Source organism: Pseudoduganella sp. GCM10020061 (assembly GCF_042683405.1).
Taxonomy (GTDB): Bacteria; Pseudomonadota; Gammaproteobacteria; order Burkholderiales; family Burkholderiaceae_D; genus Telluria.
The window spans coordinates 14,134-33,769 of the sequence record NZ_JBHUJS010000014.1 but is presented as its reverse complement, the minus strand read 5'-3'; the positions used below and the strand labels follow the sequence as shown (position 1 = coordinate 33,769).

Genomic DNA, 19,636 nt, shown 5'->3' with positions numbered 1-19,636 from the left:
GCTAATTATGGAAGATCAAATACCGCCACCGATTCCACGTGGGAGGTGTGCGGGAACATGTTCGCCACCCCTGCCTTGGACAGGGTGTAGCCGGCCACGTGCACCAGGATGCCGGCGTCGCGCGCCAGCGTGGACGGGCTGCACGACACGTACACGATGCGCTTGGGCATCAGGTCCGGGCGCTGCTCCCTGAGGCCGGCGATCGCGTTGCAGATTGCCACTGCACCGTCGCGCGGCGGGTCGACCAGCATGCGGTCGAACTTGCCCAGCGCGATCAGGTCTTCGGTGGTGGCCTCGAACAGGTTGCGGGTGTAGAAGGTGGTCTTGGCGTCCAGGCCGTTGGCGCGGGCGTTTTCCAGCGCGCGCTCGGTCAGCGTGGTGCTGCCTTCGATGCCCACCACCTCGCGCGCCTGGGTCGCCAGCGGCAACGTGAAGTTGCCCAGACCGCAGAACAGGTCGGCCACGCGATCGCCGGGCTGCACGTCCAGCAGGCGCAGCGCCTTGGACACCAGCACGCGGTTGATGTGGTGGTTGACCTGGGTGAAGTCGACCGGCTTGAACGGCATGCGGATGCCGAACTCCGGCAACAGGTAGTGCAGCTGCTTGTCCAGCGGGTAGAAGGGATAGACGGTGTCCGGCCCCTTCGGCTGCAGCCACCATTGCACGTTCCACTGGTCGGCGAAGGCCTTGACCAGGTCTTCATCGGCCCTGGACAGCGGCGCCATGATGCGCAGCACCAGCGCGGTGACGTCCTCGCCCACCGCCACCTCGATCTGCGGCATCTGGTTGTAGATCGACAGCGAACGCACCAGCACGCGCAGCGGCACCAGCATGTCGGCCACATGGCGCGGCAGGATGTAGCAGTTCTTCATGTCGGCAATGAACGAGGACTTCTTCTCGTGGAAGCCGACCAGCATTCCGCCCTTTTTCTCGACGTAGCGCACCGACAGGCGCGCGCGGTAGCGGTATTCCCAGGTGGGGCCCTGCAAGGGGCGCATCACCATGCCTGGCTTGACCTTGCTGAGGTGCCAGAGGTTGTCTTCCAGCACGCGCTGCTTGACCGCGACCTGTGCGCTCGGCTCCAGGTGCTGCATGGAGCAGCCGCCGCAGATGTCGAAGTGCTCGCAGCGGGGGGTGACGCGCATGGCCGACTCGCGGTGCAGCGCCGTCATCGTGGCCGCTTCCCAGTTCTTTTTCTTGCGGAAGGTGGAGAAGCTGACCTTTTCGCCCGGCAGCGCCCCTTCGACGAAGATCACCTTGCCAGGCGTGCCATCCTCGTTCGCTTCGAGGTGGCCGACGCCGCGGGCGTCCATGTCGAGGGATTTGATGTCGATGATGATGTCGTCGTGTTGCATGGCGATCCAGGGATGCGGGCGCAGCCGGACAGCGGCTGCAGGCGGCCGGCGAGGTCAAATTTCGCCGGCGGGAAACCCGCGATCATAGCAAGGAATCGCGCACGACGCCACGGGCGGCCATGGCCCGCTTCAGCTTGACCAGCGCTTCCTGCTGGATCTGGCGCACCCGTTCGCGGGTCACGCCCATCTCCTCGGCCAGCGTCTCGAGCGTGGCCGGGTCATTGTTGTCCAGGCCGAAGCGGCGCATGATCACCAGGCGCTGCTTGTCCGGCAACTTGGCCAGCCAGTCGCGCACCAGCACCGTCATTTCCTGGTGTTCGGCGCGCGAATCGGGGCTGTCCTCGCTGTCGCCGGGCAGCATGTCCATCAGGCTGGACTGCGGATCGCTGTCGAGCGGGGCGTCGAGCGAGGCGGCATGCTCGGACAGCGCCAGGATGTCCTGCACTTCCTCGACCGGGCGGCCGACCAGGCTGGCGATATCCTCGGCGCTGGCATCCTTGCCGGTGTGCTGCTGCGCTTCCAGGTGGTACTTGGCGCGCAGCACCTGGTTCAGTTCGCGCACCATGTGCACCGGCAGGCGCACCGTGCGGGCCTGGTTCATGATGGCGCGCTCGATGCTCTGGCGGATCCACCAGGTGGCGTAGGTGGAAAAGCGGAAGCCGCGCTCTGGCTCGAACTTGTCGATCGCGCGCATCAGGCCGATGTTGCCCTCCTCGATCATGTCGAGCAGGACCACGCCGCGGTTGATGTAGTGCTTGGCGATCGACACCACCAGGCGCAGGTTGTGCTCGATCATGGTCTGGCGCGCGGCGAAGTCGCCGGCCTTGGCCAGGGTGGCGTAGTGCACTTCCTGCTGCGCGGTCAGCAGCGGGCGGGCGCCGATCTGGTTGAGGTAGTGCTGGGTGGTGTCGGTGGACAGCTCGGCCTGCAGGACCTTCTTGAGCTCGTCGACCGATTCGACCACGGCCGGAACTTCCTGGACAGGGTCGCCCGGCGCGGGATCGCCCGCCGCGGGATCGTCGCCCACTTCGTCGTCGACGCCGGGCTCGCGTTCGAGCGGGTCTTCGCCTTCGCCCGCAAAATCGTCCGAGAGCGGGTCATCGTCAATTCTGCGGGGCGGCTTGGTCATAGGCGTTTAGCGGCTGGGCAAAAATTTCGACGGGTCGACGGGCTTGCCCTGCTGGCGGATCTCAAAGTGCAGCTTGACCGTATCGGTGTCGGACGACCCCATCTCGGCAATGACCTGCCCCTTGGCCACGTTCTGCCCTTCCTTCACCACGATGGCGCGGTTGTGGGCGTAGGCAGACAGCAGGCTGTTCGTGTGCTTGACGATGACCAGATTACCATAACCGCGGATTCCACTGCCCGCGTACATTACCTTGCCGGCGCCTGCCGCCAGCACTTTCTGTCCTTCGGTGCCGGCAATGTCGATGCCCTTGTTGCGGCCTTCGTCGAAAGTGGCGACGATGCGCCCGTCCGACGGCCACATCCAGCTCAGCTTTTCGTCGTCGGTCGCGGTCACGGTGCTGCCGGCGGCGATGCCGCCCGACGGCGGCGCGGCCGGGGCGGCGACTGCCGGGCGCGCCGGCTCGCCGCGCGCGTCGGCCATGTTCTGCTCGGTGTACGGCTTCTTCTCGACTTTCGGTTCGCTCTTGCGCGGCGTGTCCGCGACCACGGAACGGGTCTCGGACGGCGGCATCGCGATCGGGCTGGTGGTGGCCACGCGCGACGAACGCGGCGGCTCGGTCAGGCGCAGCACCTGGTCGACCTTGATGTCGTCCGGGTCGCCCAGGTTATTCCATTCGGCCAGGTCGCGATAGTGCAGGCCATGCTCGAGCGCGATCTGGATCAGGGTGTCGCCCTTGCGCACCGTGTAGGTGCCCTTGGCATCCTGGCGCTGCGGTTCGGCCTGGCGCGACGCGCCGGCGGCAGACTTGGCAGCCTGCACCGGCCGCTCCACCACCGGCGCCTTGCGCAGGCTGGAGGTACAACCGCCCAGCAGCAGGCCGGTCATGGTGATCAGGGCAAGATGGCTTTTATAGTTCATTCTCTTCAATTCATGTAATGCAATGGGGCGCCGGTCAGATGGTGCCGGCGCGCAGCGGGACGAAGTGGCAGCTTTCCAGTGTCTCGCGGGTCCACTCGGCCTTGCCGGTACGCACGATCAGCTGCAGGCTCTGGTTGCGCTCGCCCACCGGGGCGACCAGGCGGCCGCCGATGGCAAGCTGCTCGAGCAGCGCATGCGGCACCTCGAGACCGGCCGCCGCCAGGATGATTCCGTCGAACGGGGCTGCCTGCGGCAACCCAAGCATACCATCTCCGTAGTGCAAGCGCAGGTTTGCTATGCGCAACTGCCGCAGGTTGGACTTGGCCAGCTCATGCAGCGGCTTGATGCGCTCGATCGAATAGACCTCGCGCGCGACCCGCGCCAGCACGGCGGCCTGGTAGCCGCAGCCGGTGCCGATCTCGAGCACCTTGCCCAGCTGGGCGCCGTTGCGCATGACCTCGATCATGCGCGCCACGATGTACGGCTGGGAAATCGTCTGCTGGTGGCCGATCGGCAGCGAGGCATCGATATAGGCCTGGGCGGACAGGGCCTGGTCGATGAACTGGTGGCGCGGCACGGTGTCCAGCGCGCCCAGCACGACCGGGTCGGCGACGCCCTGTTTGGCAACACGCTGCACCATGGCGCGGCGGATCGCGTCGGACACCATCATGTCCGGGCGCGGCGCCGCCAGCGTGGCCGGACGCGGATTGAAGCTGGGCGCGGCAGGCGGCGGCAACGGCGACTGCGGAGGACGCGGGGCGAATACCGCGCTGACAGCGGCGTTGCGGGTGGCGGTCTGCGGGGTCGCGACCACCGTCTTGTGCGCGCCCTGCGTGCGCGGCGCACCGGATGCCGTCACCGACGACAGCGGCAGCGGGAAATTGCTGCGCTTTTCGCTCATTTGAAGCTCTCCTGCAGGCGGCGCAGCTGGGCCACGTGGGTCAGGTCGACCTGCAGCGGCGTGATCGACGTGTGGCCGCTGGCGGTGGCGTGGAAATCGGTGCCCTCGCCCGCATCGCGGCAGGCGCCCGGGGCGCCGATCCAGAACAGTTCTCGCCCGCGCGGATCCTGGGTGCGAATGACCGGCTCGGCCTGGTGGCGGCGGCCCAGGCGCGTGGCTTTGATCGAGCCGAGCTGATCGTAGGGCAGGTTTGGAATGTTGACGTTGAGCAGGAATGGCGAATCGAGCTCATCGAACTGGCGCAGCACAATATCGCGCGCGTGGCGGGCCGCGTCTTCCACGTGCAGCCAGCCGTGCATCACCTGCGAGAACGCAATGGCGGGGATGCCGAACAGGTAGGCCTCGGTGGCGGCGGCGACGGTGCCCGAATACAGCGTGTCGTCGCCCATGTTCTGGCCGTTGTTTACACCCGAGACCACCAGGTCCGGCCGTTCGCCCATGATGCCGGTCAGCGCCACGTGGACGCAATCGGTGGGGGTGCCGTTGACAAAATAGAAGCCGTTGGCCGCCTGCTGGACCGCCAGCGGGCGGTCGAGCGAAAGCGAATTGGACGAGCCGGAGCGGTTGCTGTCCGGCGCTACCACGACGATGTCGGCCACGCTGGAGAGCGCGTCGGCCAGCGCATTGATCCCTGGCGCGAGATACCCGTCGTCATTGCTGATCAGAATTCTCATGCGGGGATTTTACCTGAAGCAACGTCTCTTGCCGTCGCCCCAGGCAACAACTTTTCTTTTGCGCCGGCCAGGCCGCGGCGCCCCGCTCTGCCGATGGTCAGCCGCCAGCTACAACCGCTCAGTGCGGCCCCGCCCCGCCCTGGGCATCGCACAGCGCATCGTCCAGGGCCGCCACCTGCTCCTCCTGGAACGCCAGCAGCGCATCCTTGTCTTCCTGCATCTGGTACACGGTCTTGACAAGATCGCCTGCCGTGCGGCGGAACGCGCGGGTGACATCCGGGTGGCGCAAGGCCTCGCGCAGGCGGTCGGCCAGCACGCGCGCGCCAAGGAGGTCGCGCGCCGCGATCAGCTGGCTCAGGCGGACAGCGGCTTCGTGCAGGTCGCCTGCCCACGAAACGGGCGGGCTGGCCTGCGCGCGCAAGGGCTGGGGCGGCCCCCGCTCCGCGCGCGGCGCCAATCCCTCCGGCTCCAGCCCGGCGGGCGGGCGGTAGCGTCCCGACAGCCGGTCGCCGGCTGCCGGACTGTAGGGCTGGGTGCGCAGGCTGCCATCGAGCGCGCGGCTGGCTTCCAGCGTGCACTGCCCGGTGGCGATCTCGTTGAGCAGCGCCAGCTCGCCGGCGGTGACGGGATGGTCGCGACCGTAGCGGCGCTCGCGCTCGGCCAGCACTTCGCGCTGGAGCTTGGCCGCATGCCCGAGCTCGCCCAGCTGGTACAGCAGCGAGGCCAGGCGCCGCATGGTGGCCAACGTGTCTTCGTGCGCCCGTCCGAACAGGCGCTGGCGGCCTTCCAGCACGTTCTCGTACATCATCCGCGCCCGCGCCAGCTCGTTGTTGCGCGCCAGCGTGTCCGCCTCGGCCGCCTGCGCGGCCAGGGTGAGTTCGTGGCGCGCCCCGTAGTAGCGGTTGCAGATTTCGTTGACGTAGCGGTGGCACTGGAACGCCGCGCCGAAATCCTCCTGCGAGGCCAGGGTGGCAGCCAGGCCGAGCCAGGCATGCACGGTGTCGCGGCTGTCCTCGCCGAACTCCTCGGTGCACAGGTCGCGCAGCAACTCGTACTGGCGGCGCGCGCCTTCCAGGTCGCCGGACTGGTGCAGCAGTGCGGCCAGGCTGGCGCGCCCGGCCAGCGCGTCCGCATGCACGGCGCTGGCATGGTTCTCGAGCGTCTGCAGGCTCTCGATGAAGCATTCCTGCGCCTCGCGCAGCGCGCCGCGCGCCGCGTGCAGCTGCCCAAGCAGCATGAGGTCGGTGCCGATGTGGCCGATGCGCTCCAGCGCGCGCGCCTGCTTGAGCGAACGCAGCAGCGCGATCTCGGACGCCGACTGCCAGGGGCCGAAGCCGTGTTCCGCCCACCCCAGCAGCGCCTCGTAGCTGCGGCTGAGCGACAGCCGGTCACCCGTGTGGCCGGCCCCGGACGCGACCAGCGGCGCCGGCGACGGGCTCGTGTGCTGTAACTGGACCTCGTCGAAATAGCTGGCCAGCGACATCTCGCGCATGCTGTAGCAATGGCGCAGCAGTTGCTCCAGCGCGGCCTGGTAGCCGGACACGCCCCGGGCGGCGTCGCCGAAACGCCAGGCCAGGCGGCGCTGGCTGTCGAGCGGATCGACGTCGCAAGGCAAGGGATACACGGTCCAGCGGCCGTGGGCGCTTTCGTCGCCGCGGCGGTGGTCGCAGGCCCGTTCGACCACGCCGGTCAGCCCATCCAGGCTGCGCGGGTCGGACGAGAACAGGCCGACCAGCTTGCCCGGCAGGAGCGCCGTGCACACGCTGACCTCGGCCGCGCGGCCGCTGCGCGCGTCCACCAGCACATGGCTGAAGTAGCGGCACAGCTCGGCCGCGAACTCACGGTACAGCCAGGGGCAGCCGACGAACAGCGCTTCCCAGTCCAGGCCGGCGGCGCGTTCGCCGAAGTTGGCATCCATGCAACCTGCGCTCATCAGGTAAAGCTGGCGGGCGTCATCCACGCGGGTCACGTAGTCTTGCCAGCGGACCACGCCAAGTACCTTGCGCGCCAGCTCGCGTTCCTCGGCATCGGAGCGGGCCCGGCCCAGCCTGGCGAGCGCGTCGGTGCAGGCCGAAAAGAATTCGAGCAGGCCGGGCCGATCCGGACTGCTGCCGAAATAGCGGTGCAGGCCGGGCGCGCCGGTATCCCAGTCCACCATCAGCACCGGGGCGGTGGCGTTGTCGCGCCCGCCCAGGAGGACGGCGATATTGGACAATGCGGCGGTGCGCATCGGCCCGCCCTCATACGCATAAAACGTCATCACTTCGCCTGGCTCGGATAGGGGCTGAAGCGAAATCCGGTCAAGTTCCATAGAGCTCCTCTTTTAAATTCTTGGAAAATTCGAATCGGGTGTGTCGCGCCATGGTGGTGTGACCGCCGGAAGGGCAAATTGGTTGCATCCAAATTCGGGCGGCACGACGATTTCCTTTTGCTCGTGGTAGAGCCTGCCGATCCGTTGCGCCAGCGTCTCGATCTGCGGCACGTAGTCCGGATGCGACTTCAGCTTGTCGTTGGCCATGTTGTAGGCGGAAAAGTCCAGGTAGAACGCCTGCATGACCTGCGGCGGCAGCTCCAGCACCGGGTGGCGGCGCAGCACCACCGGGATCACCAGCCGGCCGGGCAGCGCCCCCCAGCTGCGGCGCAGCTTTTCAAGTTCGAGCATAGCGGCGAACTCGCGCCGCGTATTGAGGTGGGCCTCATATTTGGGCGTATAGATCATCACCATGCAGGGGCTATGCCACATGGCGTCGGCGATACGGCGGTCGATATCGTCGCCACCCCCAAGCTGCTGGGTGTCGACGAAGAGCGAGGTCTCGTGATCGAAATACGGTTCCAGGCAGGCGCCGAGCATCTCGGCGAACTCGTGGTTGAACTTGTTCATCAGCTCAAGCGAACCGTGCGCATAGCTGAGGAAACAGCCGTATCGGAAGTTCATCGTGCCCTCCTTCAGGCAGAGAAGCTAGGGCCGACTGTATGCGCGTCCCACCTGCTGAGTTTGAGCGGCCTTAAACGTGCGCAGCCGGCCGCGCCCTTCTGTGTAACAGGATGTTGCCCGCGTCCCCGCGAGGTTGGCGTTGGCGCCTGCCCGCTTGATACAGCGCAGAAAGCCGGCGTGTAAAAGTCTAGCGACGCGAGACCGTCTCAATCGTGCGCGCCCGAAATAGCGCGAAACGCTCCTGCCCACCCGCAACCTGTTAACTGCGGGGTCAGGCCTCGCGCCCGGACGCCGGGGTCAGGCACTCCCTCTGCGGGCAGGCCTGACCCCGGGCTTGATGTAGCGCAGGAAGGCGGCGGAAACCCCGAGCGAAAAGTCTAACGACGCGCGACCGCGTCAATCGTGCGCGGCCGAAGTAGCGCGTGACGCCCCCCGGGGTCAGGCACTTTGTGGCAAGCGGCGGGGTCAGGCACCTACTATGCGAGGCAGGCCTGACCCCGGGTTTGATGTAGATCAGACGGATTTGTCGCGGAAGAAGGCGATGACGTCGGCCTGCTCGCGCGTGCGCTTGAAGGGCGGCAGGCTCTGCCAGATGCGGCGGCCGTAGGGCTTGGTGATGATGCGGCCGTCGCAGATCATGAGGACGCCACGGTCCTTTTCGTCGCGGATCAGGCGGCCAGCGCCCTGCTTGAGGTTGATGATGGCTTCGGGCAGCTGGTGGTGCATGAAGCCGTTCATGCCCTTCTTTTCCATGACGTCGATGCGGGCGGCCAGAACCGGGTCGTCCGGCGGGGCGAACGGCAGTTTGTCGATGATCACCAGCGACAGCGCGTCGCCGCGCACGTCGACGCCTTCCCAGAAGCTCTGGCTGCCGATCAGGACGCCATTGCCGGCATTTCGGAAGGAGTCGAGCAGTTCGGTGCGCCCGCGCTCGCCCTGGACGAACAGGGGGAAGTTGAGGCCGCGCTGTTCGAATTCGGTGCGCAGCCGTTCGGCGGCGTGCTTGACGGCGCGGATGGTGGTGCACAGCAGGAAGGTGCGCCCGCCCGCCGCTTCGATGACCGGCAGCGCGCAGTCGAGCACGGCGTCGGTGTAGCCGAAGGAGTTGGCGTCCGGCAGGCCGGTCGGCACATACAGCAGGCCCTGCTCTTCGTAGTTGAACGGGCTCGGCCAGGTACGCGCGCGCTCGTTCTCCAGCCCCATCTGGCTGGTGAAGTGCTTGAAGTCGTTTTTTACGGCCAGCGTGGCGGAGGCAAAGATCCAGCTGCGCGGCGTCCCTTCGCGCTGGTTGCTGAAGATCGGGGCGATCGACAGCGGCGTCTTGTGCAGCTGCAGCGAGGAGGCGAAGGCCTCGACCCACAGCACGGCTTCGTCGCCTTCGACCATCTTGCCCTTGCCGTCCGGCTTCCACCCGGCCAAGCCGGCCGCCAGTTCGACCGCACGCGTGCGGCATTGTTCGATGGTTTCGGCGCGCTCGGCGTTCGCTTCCAGCGTGGCGATCATGCCATCCAGTTCTTCCTTGAGCTTTTCCAGCGCGGGGAAGAAGTCGGACGACTGCGGGATCTGCGCCAGCGACATGCGCACCGAGTCTTGCGGGAAGGTCAGGCGCAGGTCGCGCGCGGCTTTCTCCACCACGGTGACGACCTTGGCCCAGTCAGGCCCGCCGCGCGCATGCGCCAGGCCTTCGGCCAGCACGTCGCGGCACAGTTCCAGCACCTGCGAGGTGCTGACGGTCTGGCCGAAGAACAGGGTGGCGGTGTCGGGCAGCTGGTGCGCTTCGTCGAAGATGATGGTGTTCGCGGACGGCAGCAGTTCGGCCACGCCGGTGTCCTTGAGCGCGACGTCGGCGAAGAACAGGTGGTGGTTGACCACCACCACGTCGGCCTGCTGCGCTTCGCGGCGCGCCTTCATCACGAAGCAGTCCTGGTAGTACTGGCACTCCTGGCCCATGCAGCTGTCGCGCGTGCTGGTGACCAGGTTCCAGATGGTCGCGTTCTCGGGCACCTTGGCCAGTTCGGCCTTGTCGCCCGAGTTGGTCATCTTGATGAAGCGCTGGATTTCGCGCAGGTGGCCGACGTCGTCGCGCGAGGTCATGCGGCCGTTGTTCAGCGTGCGCTCGAGATGGTAGTGGCAGACGTAGTTGGAGCGGCCCTTGAGCAGCGCGACCGAGACCGGCGCCTTGAGCGCGGCGCGCACGGTCGGGATATCGCGCAGGAACAGCTGGTCCTGCAGGTTCTTGGTGCCGGTCGAGACGATGGTCTTGCCGCCCCACAGCAGCGCCGGGACAAGGTAGGCGAAGGTCTTGCCGGTGCCGGTGCCTGCCTCGGCGATCAGGGTCTGCTGCTCCGAAATCGCATGGGCGATGGCCTTGGCCATCTGGGTTTGCGAGGTGCGCGGCGAATAATCCCCGACGCTGGGCGCGAGCGGACCGCCGGCGGAGAACAGGCGGTCGATCTCGTCGTCGTATTTTCCCGGGGGATCTTGAGGCAGGGTGTCGGTCAAAGTCTTACTTCTCAGGCCGGAACGTCCGGCACCAGTTGCATTTTGAGCAGGGCAATGTGGTCCTTGAGCTGGAGTTTACGCTTTTTCAGGCGACGCAGCTGAAGCTGGTCGATGTGGCCTTCCTGCGTCAGACGGTCGATGACTTCGTCCAGGTCGCGATGCTCCACATCGAGTTCGATCAGGCGGCGCTGGATGTCTTCGACATTTGTCATGTTTTTGCTCTCGTGCGACAGGTCGTGCGATCAAAATGGTAACTGCTTGCAACAATATGTATATCCGGTGCATAGTTTAATCTACGATGACGTTGCCGCCAATCAAATTGGCCGACAATCCCCAAGGTTTATGAATTCATACACGATCGAAGCAGGCACGGCGCAGCACATCGGCAACCGGCCGCAGCAAAACGACCGTACGGCGGTGTTTTCCAGCGCCAGCGCGCCTGGCTACATGCTGGCGGTGCTGGCCGACGCGGTAGCAGGCGGCTCGGCCGCCTCCGAACAGATGCTGCACACGGCCAAGCTGGTGTTCGACACCTTCCGGCCCGGCGATCATCCTACCGTCGACCAGCTGGCCGATGTCTTGCGCGAGATCGTGCACGAGACGCATTTGGTCATCAAGATGAACGCGGTGGCCAGCGAGACCGAGCAGCTGTGCACTTTCGTCGGACTGATCCTGTCGCCGCATGGCGAGGCGGTCTGGGCGCACGTGGGCGACTCCCGCCTCTACCGCTTCGAGAAGAGCACGTGCATGGCGCGCACCAACGACGCGTCCTACGTGGAATACCTGGTGGCGACCGAGAAGCTGCCGCTGGAAGCGGCGCGCAACCACCGCCATTCGAAGCTGCTGCTCAACCTGCTGGGTAATAGCCGCAAGGAGCCGTACGTCACCATCGGCAGCGCCGACAAGGTGGGCCCGAACGAATCGTTCCTGCTGTGCAGCGATGGCTTGTGGTGCTTCTTCACCGATGCGGAGCTGGGAGCGGCGGTGCACAAGCATGCGCAACGCCAGGCGTCCGAAATGCTGATCGGGAAGGCGCAGGAACGCGCACAAGGCAAGGGCGACAACTGCTCCATGGCGATCATCAAGCTGGTGAAGCCGCCCAAGGAAGCGCCGCCGACCTATACCGTCCAGAAGATGCGGCGCGCGGTGTAGGGTCTCGTTTTCTGCGGCCGGTCCACTTGGCCGGCTAAAAATCGGGGGGACGGTCCCTTGCAGGGGCAGTCCCCTTTCTTATTTGGCTTGCTTGGCTTTTTCGGCCTTTTTGGCGGCGATCTCGGCCTGGCGGCGCGCCGATTCCTGCTGCTTGCGCTCGAATTCGGCCGCCTTGGCGGCGCGCTTCGGGGCTTCGGCGCGTTCGCGCTCGGCGATGGCTTTGAGCTTGGCGTCCTGGCGGGCTTTGCGCTCGGCCAGGGAGATGCCGGGCGCGCGCTCCGGCAGCGGTTCGGGCGCGGCGCGCGGCGGCGGGGGCGGCTCGGCGGCGCGCGCGGCTTCTTCGGCGGCGTAGTCGGCTTCAGCCTGCGCGACCTTGCGGTCACGCTCGTCGACCGCAGCCTGGCGCTTGTAGCGCTCCATCTCGACTTCGATCGCGCGCACCACCACCAGGCCCTGGCGCCGCGTTTCCTTTGCCTGGTCCAGGCAACGGTTGACGAAGAAGCGTTCGTAGCACTCCGCTTCGCTCCTCGCGTATGCCGCTTCCAGTGCCAACCGGTCGCGCGCCGCTTGCGCGAGCGCCGCGTCGGCAGCCGCCACGCTGGCTGGCGCCGCGATTACCGGCGTATCCGCCGGCGCGCGAAGGTGGCTGGAGCATCCCGCAAGGAATGCCAGCGCAAGCAGTATCTGTGCTGTCTTTGCCATCATTGTTCTTGTTCCTTGTTCAGGCGATCGCGCCGGCCGCGTCGCGGCGGTCCGATTCCATGTATTCGCGCGACTGCATCTCTATGATACGCGAGACGGTGCGGTGGAATTCGTTCGACAGGACGCCCTGGGTGTAGAGCTGGTCCGGCGCCACTTCCGCCGACATGATCAGCTTGACCTTGTGGTCATAGAACACGTCGATCAGCCAGGTGAATCGGCGCGCTTCCGACGACATCGCCGCCGACATCATGGGGATGCCGGACAGGATCACGGTATGGAAGCGGCTGGCGATCTCGAGATAGTCGTTCTGTGATCGCGGCCCGCCGCACAGGGTCGCAAAGTCGAACCACACCAATCCGCCAGCGCGCCGCAATGCGCGAATCTCGCGCTGTTCGATGTGGATGTGCGGGTCTTCGTCCGCGGTCTCGGCGATGCTGGCATAGGCATGGCGCAGGATCTTGTCCGCCTCGGCGCCCAGCGGATAGTGGTAGACCTCCACCTGCTCCAGCGCGCGCTTGCGGTAGTCGATGCCGGCATCCACGTTCAGCACGTCCAGCTTCTCCTTCAGCAGCGCGATGGTCGGCAGCATGCGGTCGCGGTGCAAGCCGTCCGGGTAGAGCTTGTCCGGGTCGTAGTTCGAGGTCATCACGAACGAGACGCCGTTGTCGAACAGGGCCTTGAGCAGGTTATACAGGATCATCGCGTCGGCGATGTCCGAGACGTGGAATTCGTCGAAGCAGATCAGCCGGTTCTTGCGCGCGATCCGCCTGGCCACTTCGTCGAGCGGATTGGCGATGCCTTTGAGCTCGTCGAGCTGGCGGTGCACGCCGCGCATGAATTCGTGGAAGTGCACGCGCGTCTTGCGCACCACCGGCACCACGGAATAGAAGCTGTCCATCAAGAACGACTTGCCGCGCCCTACCCCGCCCCACAGGTATACGCCGCGCGGCACGTCGGGACGGTTGATCAGGCGCTTGAAGCTCGATGAACGCTGCGCCTTGTAATGGGTCCAGTCCTCGTAGGCCTGCTGCAGGCGGTCGACCGCCCGCTGCTGCGCCGGGTCGGAGCTGTAGCCGCGCTGGGCCAGCGAGTGTGCGTAGAATTCCTGGACGTTCATGGGGTGGGATGTGCGGCGCGGCCGTCATCCCGGCGAAGGCTGGGATCCATGCTGAGCTACCGGAGTTGGAAACTCAGCATGGGTCCCAGCGTCCGCTGGGACGACGGGATGCTTAGAAGTTGAGCGTGCGCTTGTCGACCGCGAGCGCTGCTTCCTTGGTCGCTTCGGACAGCGACGGGTGCGCGTGGCAGATGCGTGCGATGTCTTCGGCCGAGGCCTTGAACTCCATCGCGACCACGGCTTCCGAGATCAGCTCGGAGGCCATCGGGCCGACGATGTGCACGCCCAGGATTTCGTCGGTCGTGGCGTCGGCCAGGAACTTGACCATGCCCGAGGTGTCGCCCAGCGCGCGCGCGCGGCCGTTGGCCATGAACGGGAAGGTGCCTGCCTTGTACTGCACGCCGTCAGCCTTGAGCTGCTGCTCGGTGCGGCCCACCCACGCGATTTCCGGCGAGGTGTAGATCACCCACGGGATGGTGTTGAAGTTGACGTGGCCATGCTGGCCGGCGATGCGCTCTGCCACCGCGACGCCCTCTTCTTCCGCCTTGTGCGCCAGCATCGGGCCGCGCACGACGTCGCCCACCGCCCATACGTTCGGCAGGTTGGTCTTGCAGTCGTCGTCCACCGCGACGAAGCCGCGCTCGTCCAGCGCCAGGCCGACCGATTCCACGCCCAGGCCGTTGGTGTTCGGCACGCGGCCGATCGAGATGATCAGCTTGTCGAAGGTCGCCGTCTGCGCTTCGCCCTTGGCGTCCGCGAATTCGACGGTCACGCTGTTCTCGCCCTTGGTGATCGCGCCGATCTTGCAACCGAGGTTGATCGACAGGCCCTGCTTGGTGAACAGCTTGTGCGCTTCCTTGGCGATCTGCTCGTCGACCGCGCCGAGGAAGGTCGGAAGGCCTTCCAGCACGGTGACCTGTGAGCCCAGGCGGCGCCACACGCTGCCCATCTCCAGGCCGATGACGCCTGCGCCGATAACGCCCAGGTTCGCAGGCACGCCGCCCATGGCGAGCGCGCCTTCGTTCGACAGGATCAGCTGTTCGTCGAATTCGGCGCCCGGCAGCTGGCGTGCGTTGGAACCGGTGGCGATGATCACGTGCTTGGCGGTCAGCGTTTCATTCGCCGCGCCGGTGACGTTGATCGTGTACTGGCCGTCCGCCGCGCCCGCGAACGCGCCGCGGCCGTGGAAGAAGGCGACCTTGTTCTTCTTGAACAGGTACAGGATGCCGTCGTTGTTCTGCTTGACGACGGTGTCCTTCCGCTTGAGCATCTGCGGCAGGTTCAGCGACAGGCCGGCGACGTCGATGCCGTGCTCCTTGAACGCGTGGCCGGCATGCTCGAAGTGCTCGGACGATTGCAGCAGCGCCTTCGACGGGATGCAGCCGACGTTGGTGCAGGTGCCGCCCGGCGCAGGGCCGCCCTTGGCGTTGGCCCATGCGTCGATGCAGGCCACGTTAAAGCCCAGCTGCGCTGCGCGGATGGCGGCGATGTAGCCGCCAGGACCGCCGCCGATCACGACGACGTCGAACTGTTTTGCATTGCTCATTCTTTAGATTCCTAGTTTTATTCTTCGGGGATGAAAATCCACAGGAGGATGTAGATCAGGATGCCCGCGCCAAACGAGACCGTGAACAGCGCGAAGATCAGGCGCCAGATCCACGAGTCGAGGCCGGTGCTCACCGCGAGGCCGCCGCAAACGCCGCCCAGCCAGCGGTCGTTGCGCGAGCGCCGGATGTTGGTGAAGTCGGTGCGGTCGCCAGGCGATGGCGACGGGGAAGCGAACAGGCGCGCCTTGGCTTGCTCGAATTCGGCGTCGGACAGGGCGCCGGCCTGGTGCAGCTCGTGCAGGCGTTTGACTTCGTCGGAGATGCTCATGTGGATCCTCCCGGGGACTGTCCCCTGACTTTGACGTTTAAAGTCCGGGAACAGTCCCTGAGGGACTGTCCCCACCCTTTCCGGCTTACAGGTCCAGCAGCAGGCGCGCCGGATCTTCCAGCGTTTCCTTCATGGTGACCAGGCCCAGCACGGCTTCGCGGCCGTCGATGATGCGGTGGTCGTACGACATCGCCAGGTAGTTCATCGGACGCACCACGATCTGGCCGTTTTCGACCACTGCGCGGTCCTTGGTCGCGTGCACGCCCAGGATCGCCGACTGCGGCGGGTTGATGATCGGGGTCGACAGCATCGAGCCGAACACGCCGCCGTTGGAGATCGAGAAGGTGCCGCCGGTCAGGTCTTCCAGCGTCAGCTTGCCGTCTTTTGCCTTCTGGCCGAATTCACCGATCTTCTTTTCGATCTCGGCGATCGACAGCTGGTCGGCGTTGCGCAGGATCGGCACCACCAGGCCGCGCGGCGAACCGACCGCGATGCCGATGTCGAAGTAGCCGTGGTAGACGATGTCGTTGCCGTCCACCGACGCGTTCAGGATCGGGTACTTCTTCAGCGCTGCAACCGCCGCCTTGACGAAGAAGGACATGAAGCCCAGCTTGACGCCATGCTCTTTCTCGAACTTGTCCTTGTACTTGTTGCGCAGGTCGATGACCGGCTGCATGTTGACTTCGTTGAAGGTGGTCAGGATGGCGTTGGTCGACTGCGATTCCAGCAGGCGCTCGGCGATACGCGCACGCAGGCGGCTCATCGGCACGCGCTCTTCCGGACGGTCGCCCAGCGCAATGCTCGGTGCAGGCACGGCTGCCAGCGCAGGCTTGGCGGCCTTTGGCGCTCCCGGCGCCGGTGCGGCCGGCTTGTTCGCTACCGCTGCCAGGGCGTCGCCCTTGGTGACGCGGCCGTCGCGGCCGGAACCTTCGACCTGGGACGCGCTCACGCCGCCTTCGGACAGGATCTTGGATGCCGCTGGCATCGCGACGCCGGCCTTGGAACCGCCTTCGGCTGCCGCAGGCGCTGCTGCCGGTGCGGCTGCTGCCGGCGCTGCCGACACTTCCAGCGGCGAGACCTTGGCAGTGCCTTCGGTATCGATGATCGCGATGACTTCGCCCGACACCACGGTGCCGCCGTCGCCCTTGATGATCTGGGTGATCACGCCAGCGGCCGGCGCCGGCAGTTCGAGGACGACCTTGTCGGTCTCGATGTCGATCAGGTTCTCGTCGCGTGCGACGGATTCGCCCACCTTCTTGTGCCACGACAGCATGGTCGCTTCCGCGACGGACTCGGACAGCTGTGGGACCTTGACTTCGATTTGTGCCATGTAAAACTCCGTTATCTGTGTGCGATTACGCCCCGCCAGGCGGGGCGCTTCTTGTTATTTGGTGAGGACGAAACCCTTGAGCTTGGAGAACGCCGTCTCCAGCAGTTCCTTCTGCTGCGCGTAGTGCTTGTCGTAGTAGCCGACAGCCGGCGCGGCCGATGCCGGACGGCCTGCGTACGCGAGGCGCTGTCCCGATTCCATCGACTCGAACAGGTTGTGCTGGATCTGGTACCAGTAGCCCTGGTTCTGCGGCTCGTCCTGGCACCACACCACTTCGGTCGCGTTGGAGAACTTCTTCAGTTCGGCCGCGAACGACTTGTGCGGGAACGGATACAGCTGCTCGATGCGGATGATCGCGGTGTCGGTCTGGCCGCGCGTCTTGCGGGCGCCGACCAGGTCGTAGTAGACCTTGCCGGAGCAGGCGATCACGCGCTTGACCTTCTTGGCATCGATCGCTTCGTCCACTTCGCCGATCACGGTCTGGAACGCGCCCTTGGCCAGGTCGGTCAGCGGCGAGCCGGCGTCCTTGTTACGCAGCAGCGACTTTGGGGTCATGATGACCAGCGGCTTGCGGAACTGGCGCACCATCTGGCGGCGCAGCAGGTGGAAGATCTGCGACGCGGTGGTCGGCTGCACCACTTGCATGTTGTTGTCCGCGCACAGCTGCAGGAAGCGCTCCGGACGCGCGGAGGAGTGCTCCGGGCCCTGGCCTTCGTAACCGTGCGGCAGCATCATGACGAGGCCCGAAGCGCGGCCCCACTTCACTTCGCCGGACGAGATGAACTGGTCGATCACGACCTGCGCGCCGTTGGCGAAGTCGCCGAACTGCGCTTCCCAGATCGTCAGCGTGTTCGGTTCTGCGGTCGAGTAGCCGTATTCGAACGCCAGCACCGCTTCTTCCGACAGCACCGAGTCGATCACGGTGAACGGCGCCTGCGAATCGGAGACGTTCTGCAGCGGCACGTAGGTGCCCTGGTCCCAGCGCTCGCGGTTCTGGTCGTGCAGCACGGCGTGGCGGTGCACGAAGGTGCCGCGGCCGGCGTCCTGGCCGGTCAGGCGCACGGCGTAGCCGGACGACACCAGCGAGGCGAACGCGAGGTGCTCGCCCATGCCCCAGTCGAGGTTCATCTCGCCCCGGCCCATGGCGGCGCGGTCGGCGAGGACCTTCTCGACCAGCGAGTGGGCCTTGAAGTTTTCTGGCGCGACGGTGATGCGCGCGGCGAGGCGCTTCAGCTCCGTCATCGGCACTGCGGTGTCGGCGGCGTCGGTCCACTTCTTGTTCAGGAACGGCAGCCAGTCGACCGCGTACTTGTTCTTGAAGTTGGAGATGACCGGATCGACCGTGTGCTTGCCCGCGTCCATCGCGTCGCGGTAGGCGGCAACCATCTTGTCGCCTTCGTCCGCGGCGATCGTGCCTTGCGTTGCCAGCTTGTCCGCGTACAGCTTGCGGGTGCCCGGGTGCTTGGCGATCTTCTTGTACATCAGCGGCTGGGTCAGCGCAGGGGTGTCCTGCTCGTTGTGGCCCAGCTTGCGGTAGCAGATCACGTCCAGCACGACGTCCTTGCGGAACTCCATGCGGTAGTCGAGCGCGATCTGGGTGGCCAGGACGACCGCTTCAGGATCGTCGCCGTTGATGTGCAGGACCGGCGCCTCGATCATCTTGACGACGTCGGAGCAGTAGATGGTCGAGCGCGCGTCGCGCGGATCGGAAGTGGTAAAGCCGATCTGGTTGTTGATGACGATGTGGACGGTGCCGCCGGTGCCGTAGCCGCGCGTCTGCGCGAGGTTCAGCGTTTCCATGACCACGCCCTGGCCGGCGAATGCCGCGTCGCCGTGCACCAGGATCGGCAGCACCTGCGCGCCGACCGTGTCGCCGCGGCGGTCCATGCGGGCCTTGACCGAGCCTTCGACGACCGGGTTGACGATCTCGAGGTGGGACGGGTTGAACGCCAGCGACAGGTGGACCGGGCCGCCTGCGGTGGAGATGTCGGACGAGAAGCCCTGGTGGTATTTCACGTCGCCCGACGGCAGGTCGTCGCCGTGCTTGCCTTCGAATTCTTCGAACAGGTCCTGCGGCGATTTGCCCAGGGTGTTCACCAGCACGTTCAGGCGGCCGCGGTGGGCCATGCCGATGACGATCTCCTGCACGCCCTTTTCGCCGGCGCGCTGGATGGTTTCGTCGATCGATGCCATGAAGGACTCGGAGCCTTCCAGCGAGAAGCGCTTCTGGCCGACGTACTTGGTGTGCAGGTAGCGCTCCAGGCCTTCGGCCGCGGTCAGGCGCTCAAGGATGTGCTTTTTCTTTTCAGGCGTGAAGGACGGGGTCGAGCGGATCGACTCCAGGCGTTCCTGCAGCCAGCGCTTTTCGGCCGGGTCGCTGATGTACATGAACTCCGCGCCGATCGACCGGGTGTAGGTGTCGCGCAGGTAGTTCAGCAGGTCGCGCAGGCTCGCGGTCTCGGGGCCGAAGTAGGTGTTGCTGATGTTGAACACGGTGTCCATGTCGGCATCGGTGAAGCCGTAGAACGCCGGATCGAGTTCAGGAAGGGGTGGACGCTCCTGGCGCTGCAGCGGGTCCAGGTTGGCCCAGCGGCTGCCGAGGTAGCGGTAGGCGGCGATCAGCTGGGTCACGGCGACGCGCTTGCGGCCCATCTCGACATCGGCCGAGGCGGTCACGGTGCGGATCGGGCCCTGCTTGGCGCGTTCTGCGAACGACGCGATGACCGAGGCGTGCGCTACGTCCGGCTTGCTGGAGCCGTCGACCGCGGGCACGTTCTGCATCGAGTCGAAATACGCGCGCCAGTTGTCCGGCACCGAGCCTGGATTGGCCAGGTAGGCCTCGTACAGCTCCTCCACGTACGGCGCATTACCGCCGAACAAATAGGAGTTCGAGCTTTGTTCATACATCATCGTTTGCTCACCTTTCTTCGCGCTTCGCGAGATTAGCGGGTTATCACACCTTCCGCGACACGGCCTGACCGGTTAG

16 protein-coding genes are annotated in these 19,636 nt (G+C 65.9%); 1 reads left to right on the top strand and 15 read right to left on the bottom strand.

The genetic code is table 11. The features are described 5' to 3' along the window. Positions 1 to 5 precede the first annotated feature (5 nt). The 9 genes from rlmD to ACFSQR_RS16530 all read right to left on the bottom strand — a co-directional run bounded on the left by rlmD (position 6) and on the right by ACFSQR_RS16530 (position 10,686). Positions 6 to 1,355 carry a 23S rRNA (uracil(1939)-C(5))-methyltransferase RlmD gene (rlmD, locus tag ACFSQR_RS16570; RefSeq protein ID WP_377731095.1) on the bottom strand — a complete coding sequence of 450 codons (1,350 nt, stop codon included), beginning with the start codon at positions 1,353 to 1,355 and terminating at the stop codon, positions 6 to 8. A gap of 82 nt (positions 1,356 to 1,437) precedes the next feature. Beyond that, positions 1,438 to 2,484: an RNA polymerase sigma factor RpoS gene (gene rpoS / locus ACFSQR_RS16565; RefSeq protein ID WP_377731094.1), complete on the bottom strand. Its 1,047-nt coding sequence runs from the start codon at positions 2,482 to 2,484 to the stop codon at positions 1,438 to 1,440. 6 nt (positions 2,485 to 2,490) lie between these two features. After that, positions 2,491 to 3,402, bottom strand: coding sequence for a peptidoglycan DD-metalloendopeptidase family protein (locus tag ACFSQR_RS16560; RefSeq protein WP_377731093.1), 912 nt, complete (start codon positions 3,400 to 3,402; stop codon positions 2,491 to 2,493). A gap of 34 nt (positions 3,403 to 3,436) precedes the next feature. Beyond that, a complete protein-coding gene (locus ACFSQR_RS16555; protein WP_377731092.1) occupies positions 3,437 to 4,303 on the bottom strand; it encodes a protein-L-isoaspartate(D-aspartate) O-methyltransferase in 867 nt (288 codons plus the stop codon). After that, complete coding sequence (surE, locus tag ACFSQR_RS16550; RefSeq protein ID WP_377731091.1) at positions 4,300 to 5,037, bottom strand: 5'/3'-nucleotidase SurE; 738 nt, start codon at positions 5,035 to 5,037, stop codon at positions 4,300 to 4,302. The genes ACFSQR_RS16555 and surE overlap by 4 nt, the downstream gene beginning before the upstream one ends. Positions 5,038 to 5,155: 118 nt before the next feature. Beyond that, positions 5,156 to 7,297: a tetratricopeptide repeat protein gene (locus tag ACFSQR_RS16545; protein WP_377731089.1), complete on the bottom strand. Its 2,142-nt coding sequence runs from the start codon at positions 7,295 to 7,297 to the stop codon at positions 5,156 to 5,158. 63 nt (positions 7,298 to 7,360) lie between these two features. After that, positions 7,361 to 7,972 carry a toll/interleukin-1 receptor domain-containing protein gene (locus ACFSQR_RS16540; RefSeq protein ID WP_377731088.1) on the bottom strand — a complete coding sequence of 204 codons (612 nt, stop codon included), beginning with the start codon at positions 7,970 to 7,972 and terminating at the stop codon, positions 7,361 to 7,363. A gap of 513 nt (positions 7,973 to 8,485) precedes the next feature. Beyond that, entirely contained in the window at positions 8,486 to 10,474 is a 1,989-nt protein-coding gene (locus ACFSQR_RS16535; RefSeq protein ID WP_377731087.1) for an ATP-dependent DNA helicase, read from the bottom strand. Positions 10,475 to 10,485: 11 nt separating this feature from the next. Beyond that, on the bottom strand, positions 10,486 to 10,686 hold the full coding sequence (locus ACFSQR_RS16530) for a YdcH family protein (protein WP_377731086.1): 201 nt from the start codon (positions 10,684 to 10,686) through the stop codon (positions 10,486 to 10,488). A gap of 130 nt (positions 10,687 to 10,816) precedes the next feature. Here ACFSQR_RS16530 and ACFSQR_RS16525 point away from each other — a divergent pair, with 130 nt between their 5' ends. Further along, positions 10,817 to 11,626 (top strand): PP2C family protein-serine/threonine phosphatase, encoded by an 810-nt coding sequence (locus tag ACFSQR_RS16525; protein ID WP_377731085.1) that lies wholly within the window; start codon positions 10,817 to 10,819, stop codon positions 11,624 to 11,626. 78 nt (positions 11,627 to 11,704) lie between these two features. Here ACFSQR_RS16525 and ACFSQR_RS16520 read toward each other — a convergent pair whose 3' ends face one another. The 6 genes from ACFSQR_RS16520 to ACFSQR_RS16495 form a co-directional block, all read right to left on the bottom strand. Beyond that, positions 11,705 to 12,331 (bottom strand): hypothetical protein, encoded by a 627-nt coding sequence (locus tag ACFSQR_RS16520; protein ID WP_377731084.1) that lies wholly within the window; start codon positions 12,329 to 12,331, stop codon positions 11,705 to 11,707. A 16-nt stretch (positions 12,332 to 12,347) separates the two neighbouring features. After that, positions 12,348 to 13,445, bottom strand: a complete 1,098-nt coding sequence (gene zapE, locus ACFSQR_RS16515) for a cell division protein ZapE (RefSeq protein WP_377731083.1) — start codon at positions 13,443 to 13,445, stop codon at positions 12,348 to 12,350. Between the two features lie 112 nt (positions 13,446 to 13,557). Beyond that, on the bottom strand, positions 13,558 to 14,991 hold the full coding sequence (gene lpdA, locus ACFSQR_RS16510) for a dihydrolipoyl dehydrogenase (protein ID WP_377731082.1): 1,434 nt from the start codon (positions 14,989 to 14,991) through the stop codon (positions 13,558 to 13,560). A 17-nt stretch (positions 14,992 to 15,008) separates the two neighbouring features. Beyond that, a complete protein-coding gene (locus tag ACFSQR_RS16505; RefSeq protein ID WP_377731081.1) occupies positions 15,009 to 15,320 on the bottom strand; it encodes a PspC domain-containing protein in 312 nt (103 codons plus the stop codon). A gap of 85 nt (positions 15,321 to 15,405) precedes the next feature. Continuing rightward, entirely contained in the window at positions 15,406 to 16,650 is a 1,245-nt protein-coding gene (odhB, locus tag ACFSQR_RS16500; RefSeq protein ID WP_377731080.1) for a 2-oxoglutarate dehydrogenase complex dihydrolipoyllysine-residue succinyltransferase, read from the bottom strand. A 54-nt stretch (positions 16,651 to 16,704) separates the two neighbouring features. Then, complete coding sequence (locus tag ACFSQR_RS16495; RefSeq protein ID WP_377731079.1) at positions 16,705 to 19,560, bottom strand: 2-oxoglutarate dehydrogenase E1 component; 2,856 nt, start codon at positions 19,558 to 19,560, stop codon at positions 16,705 to 16,707. Positions 19,561 to 19,636 lie beyond the last annotated feature (76 nt).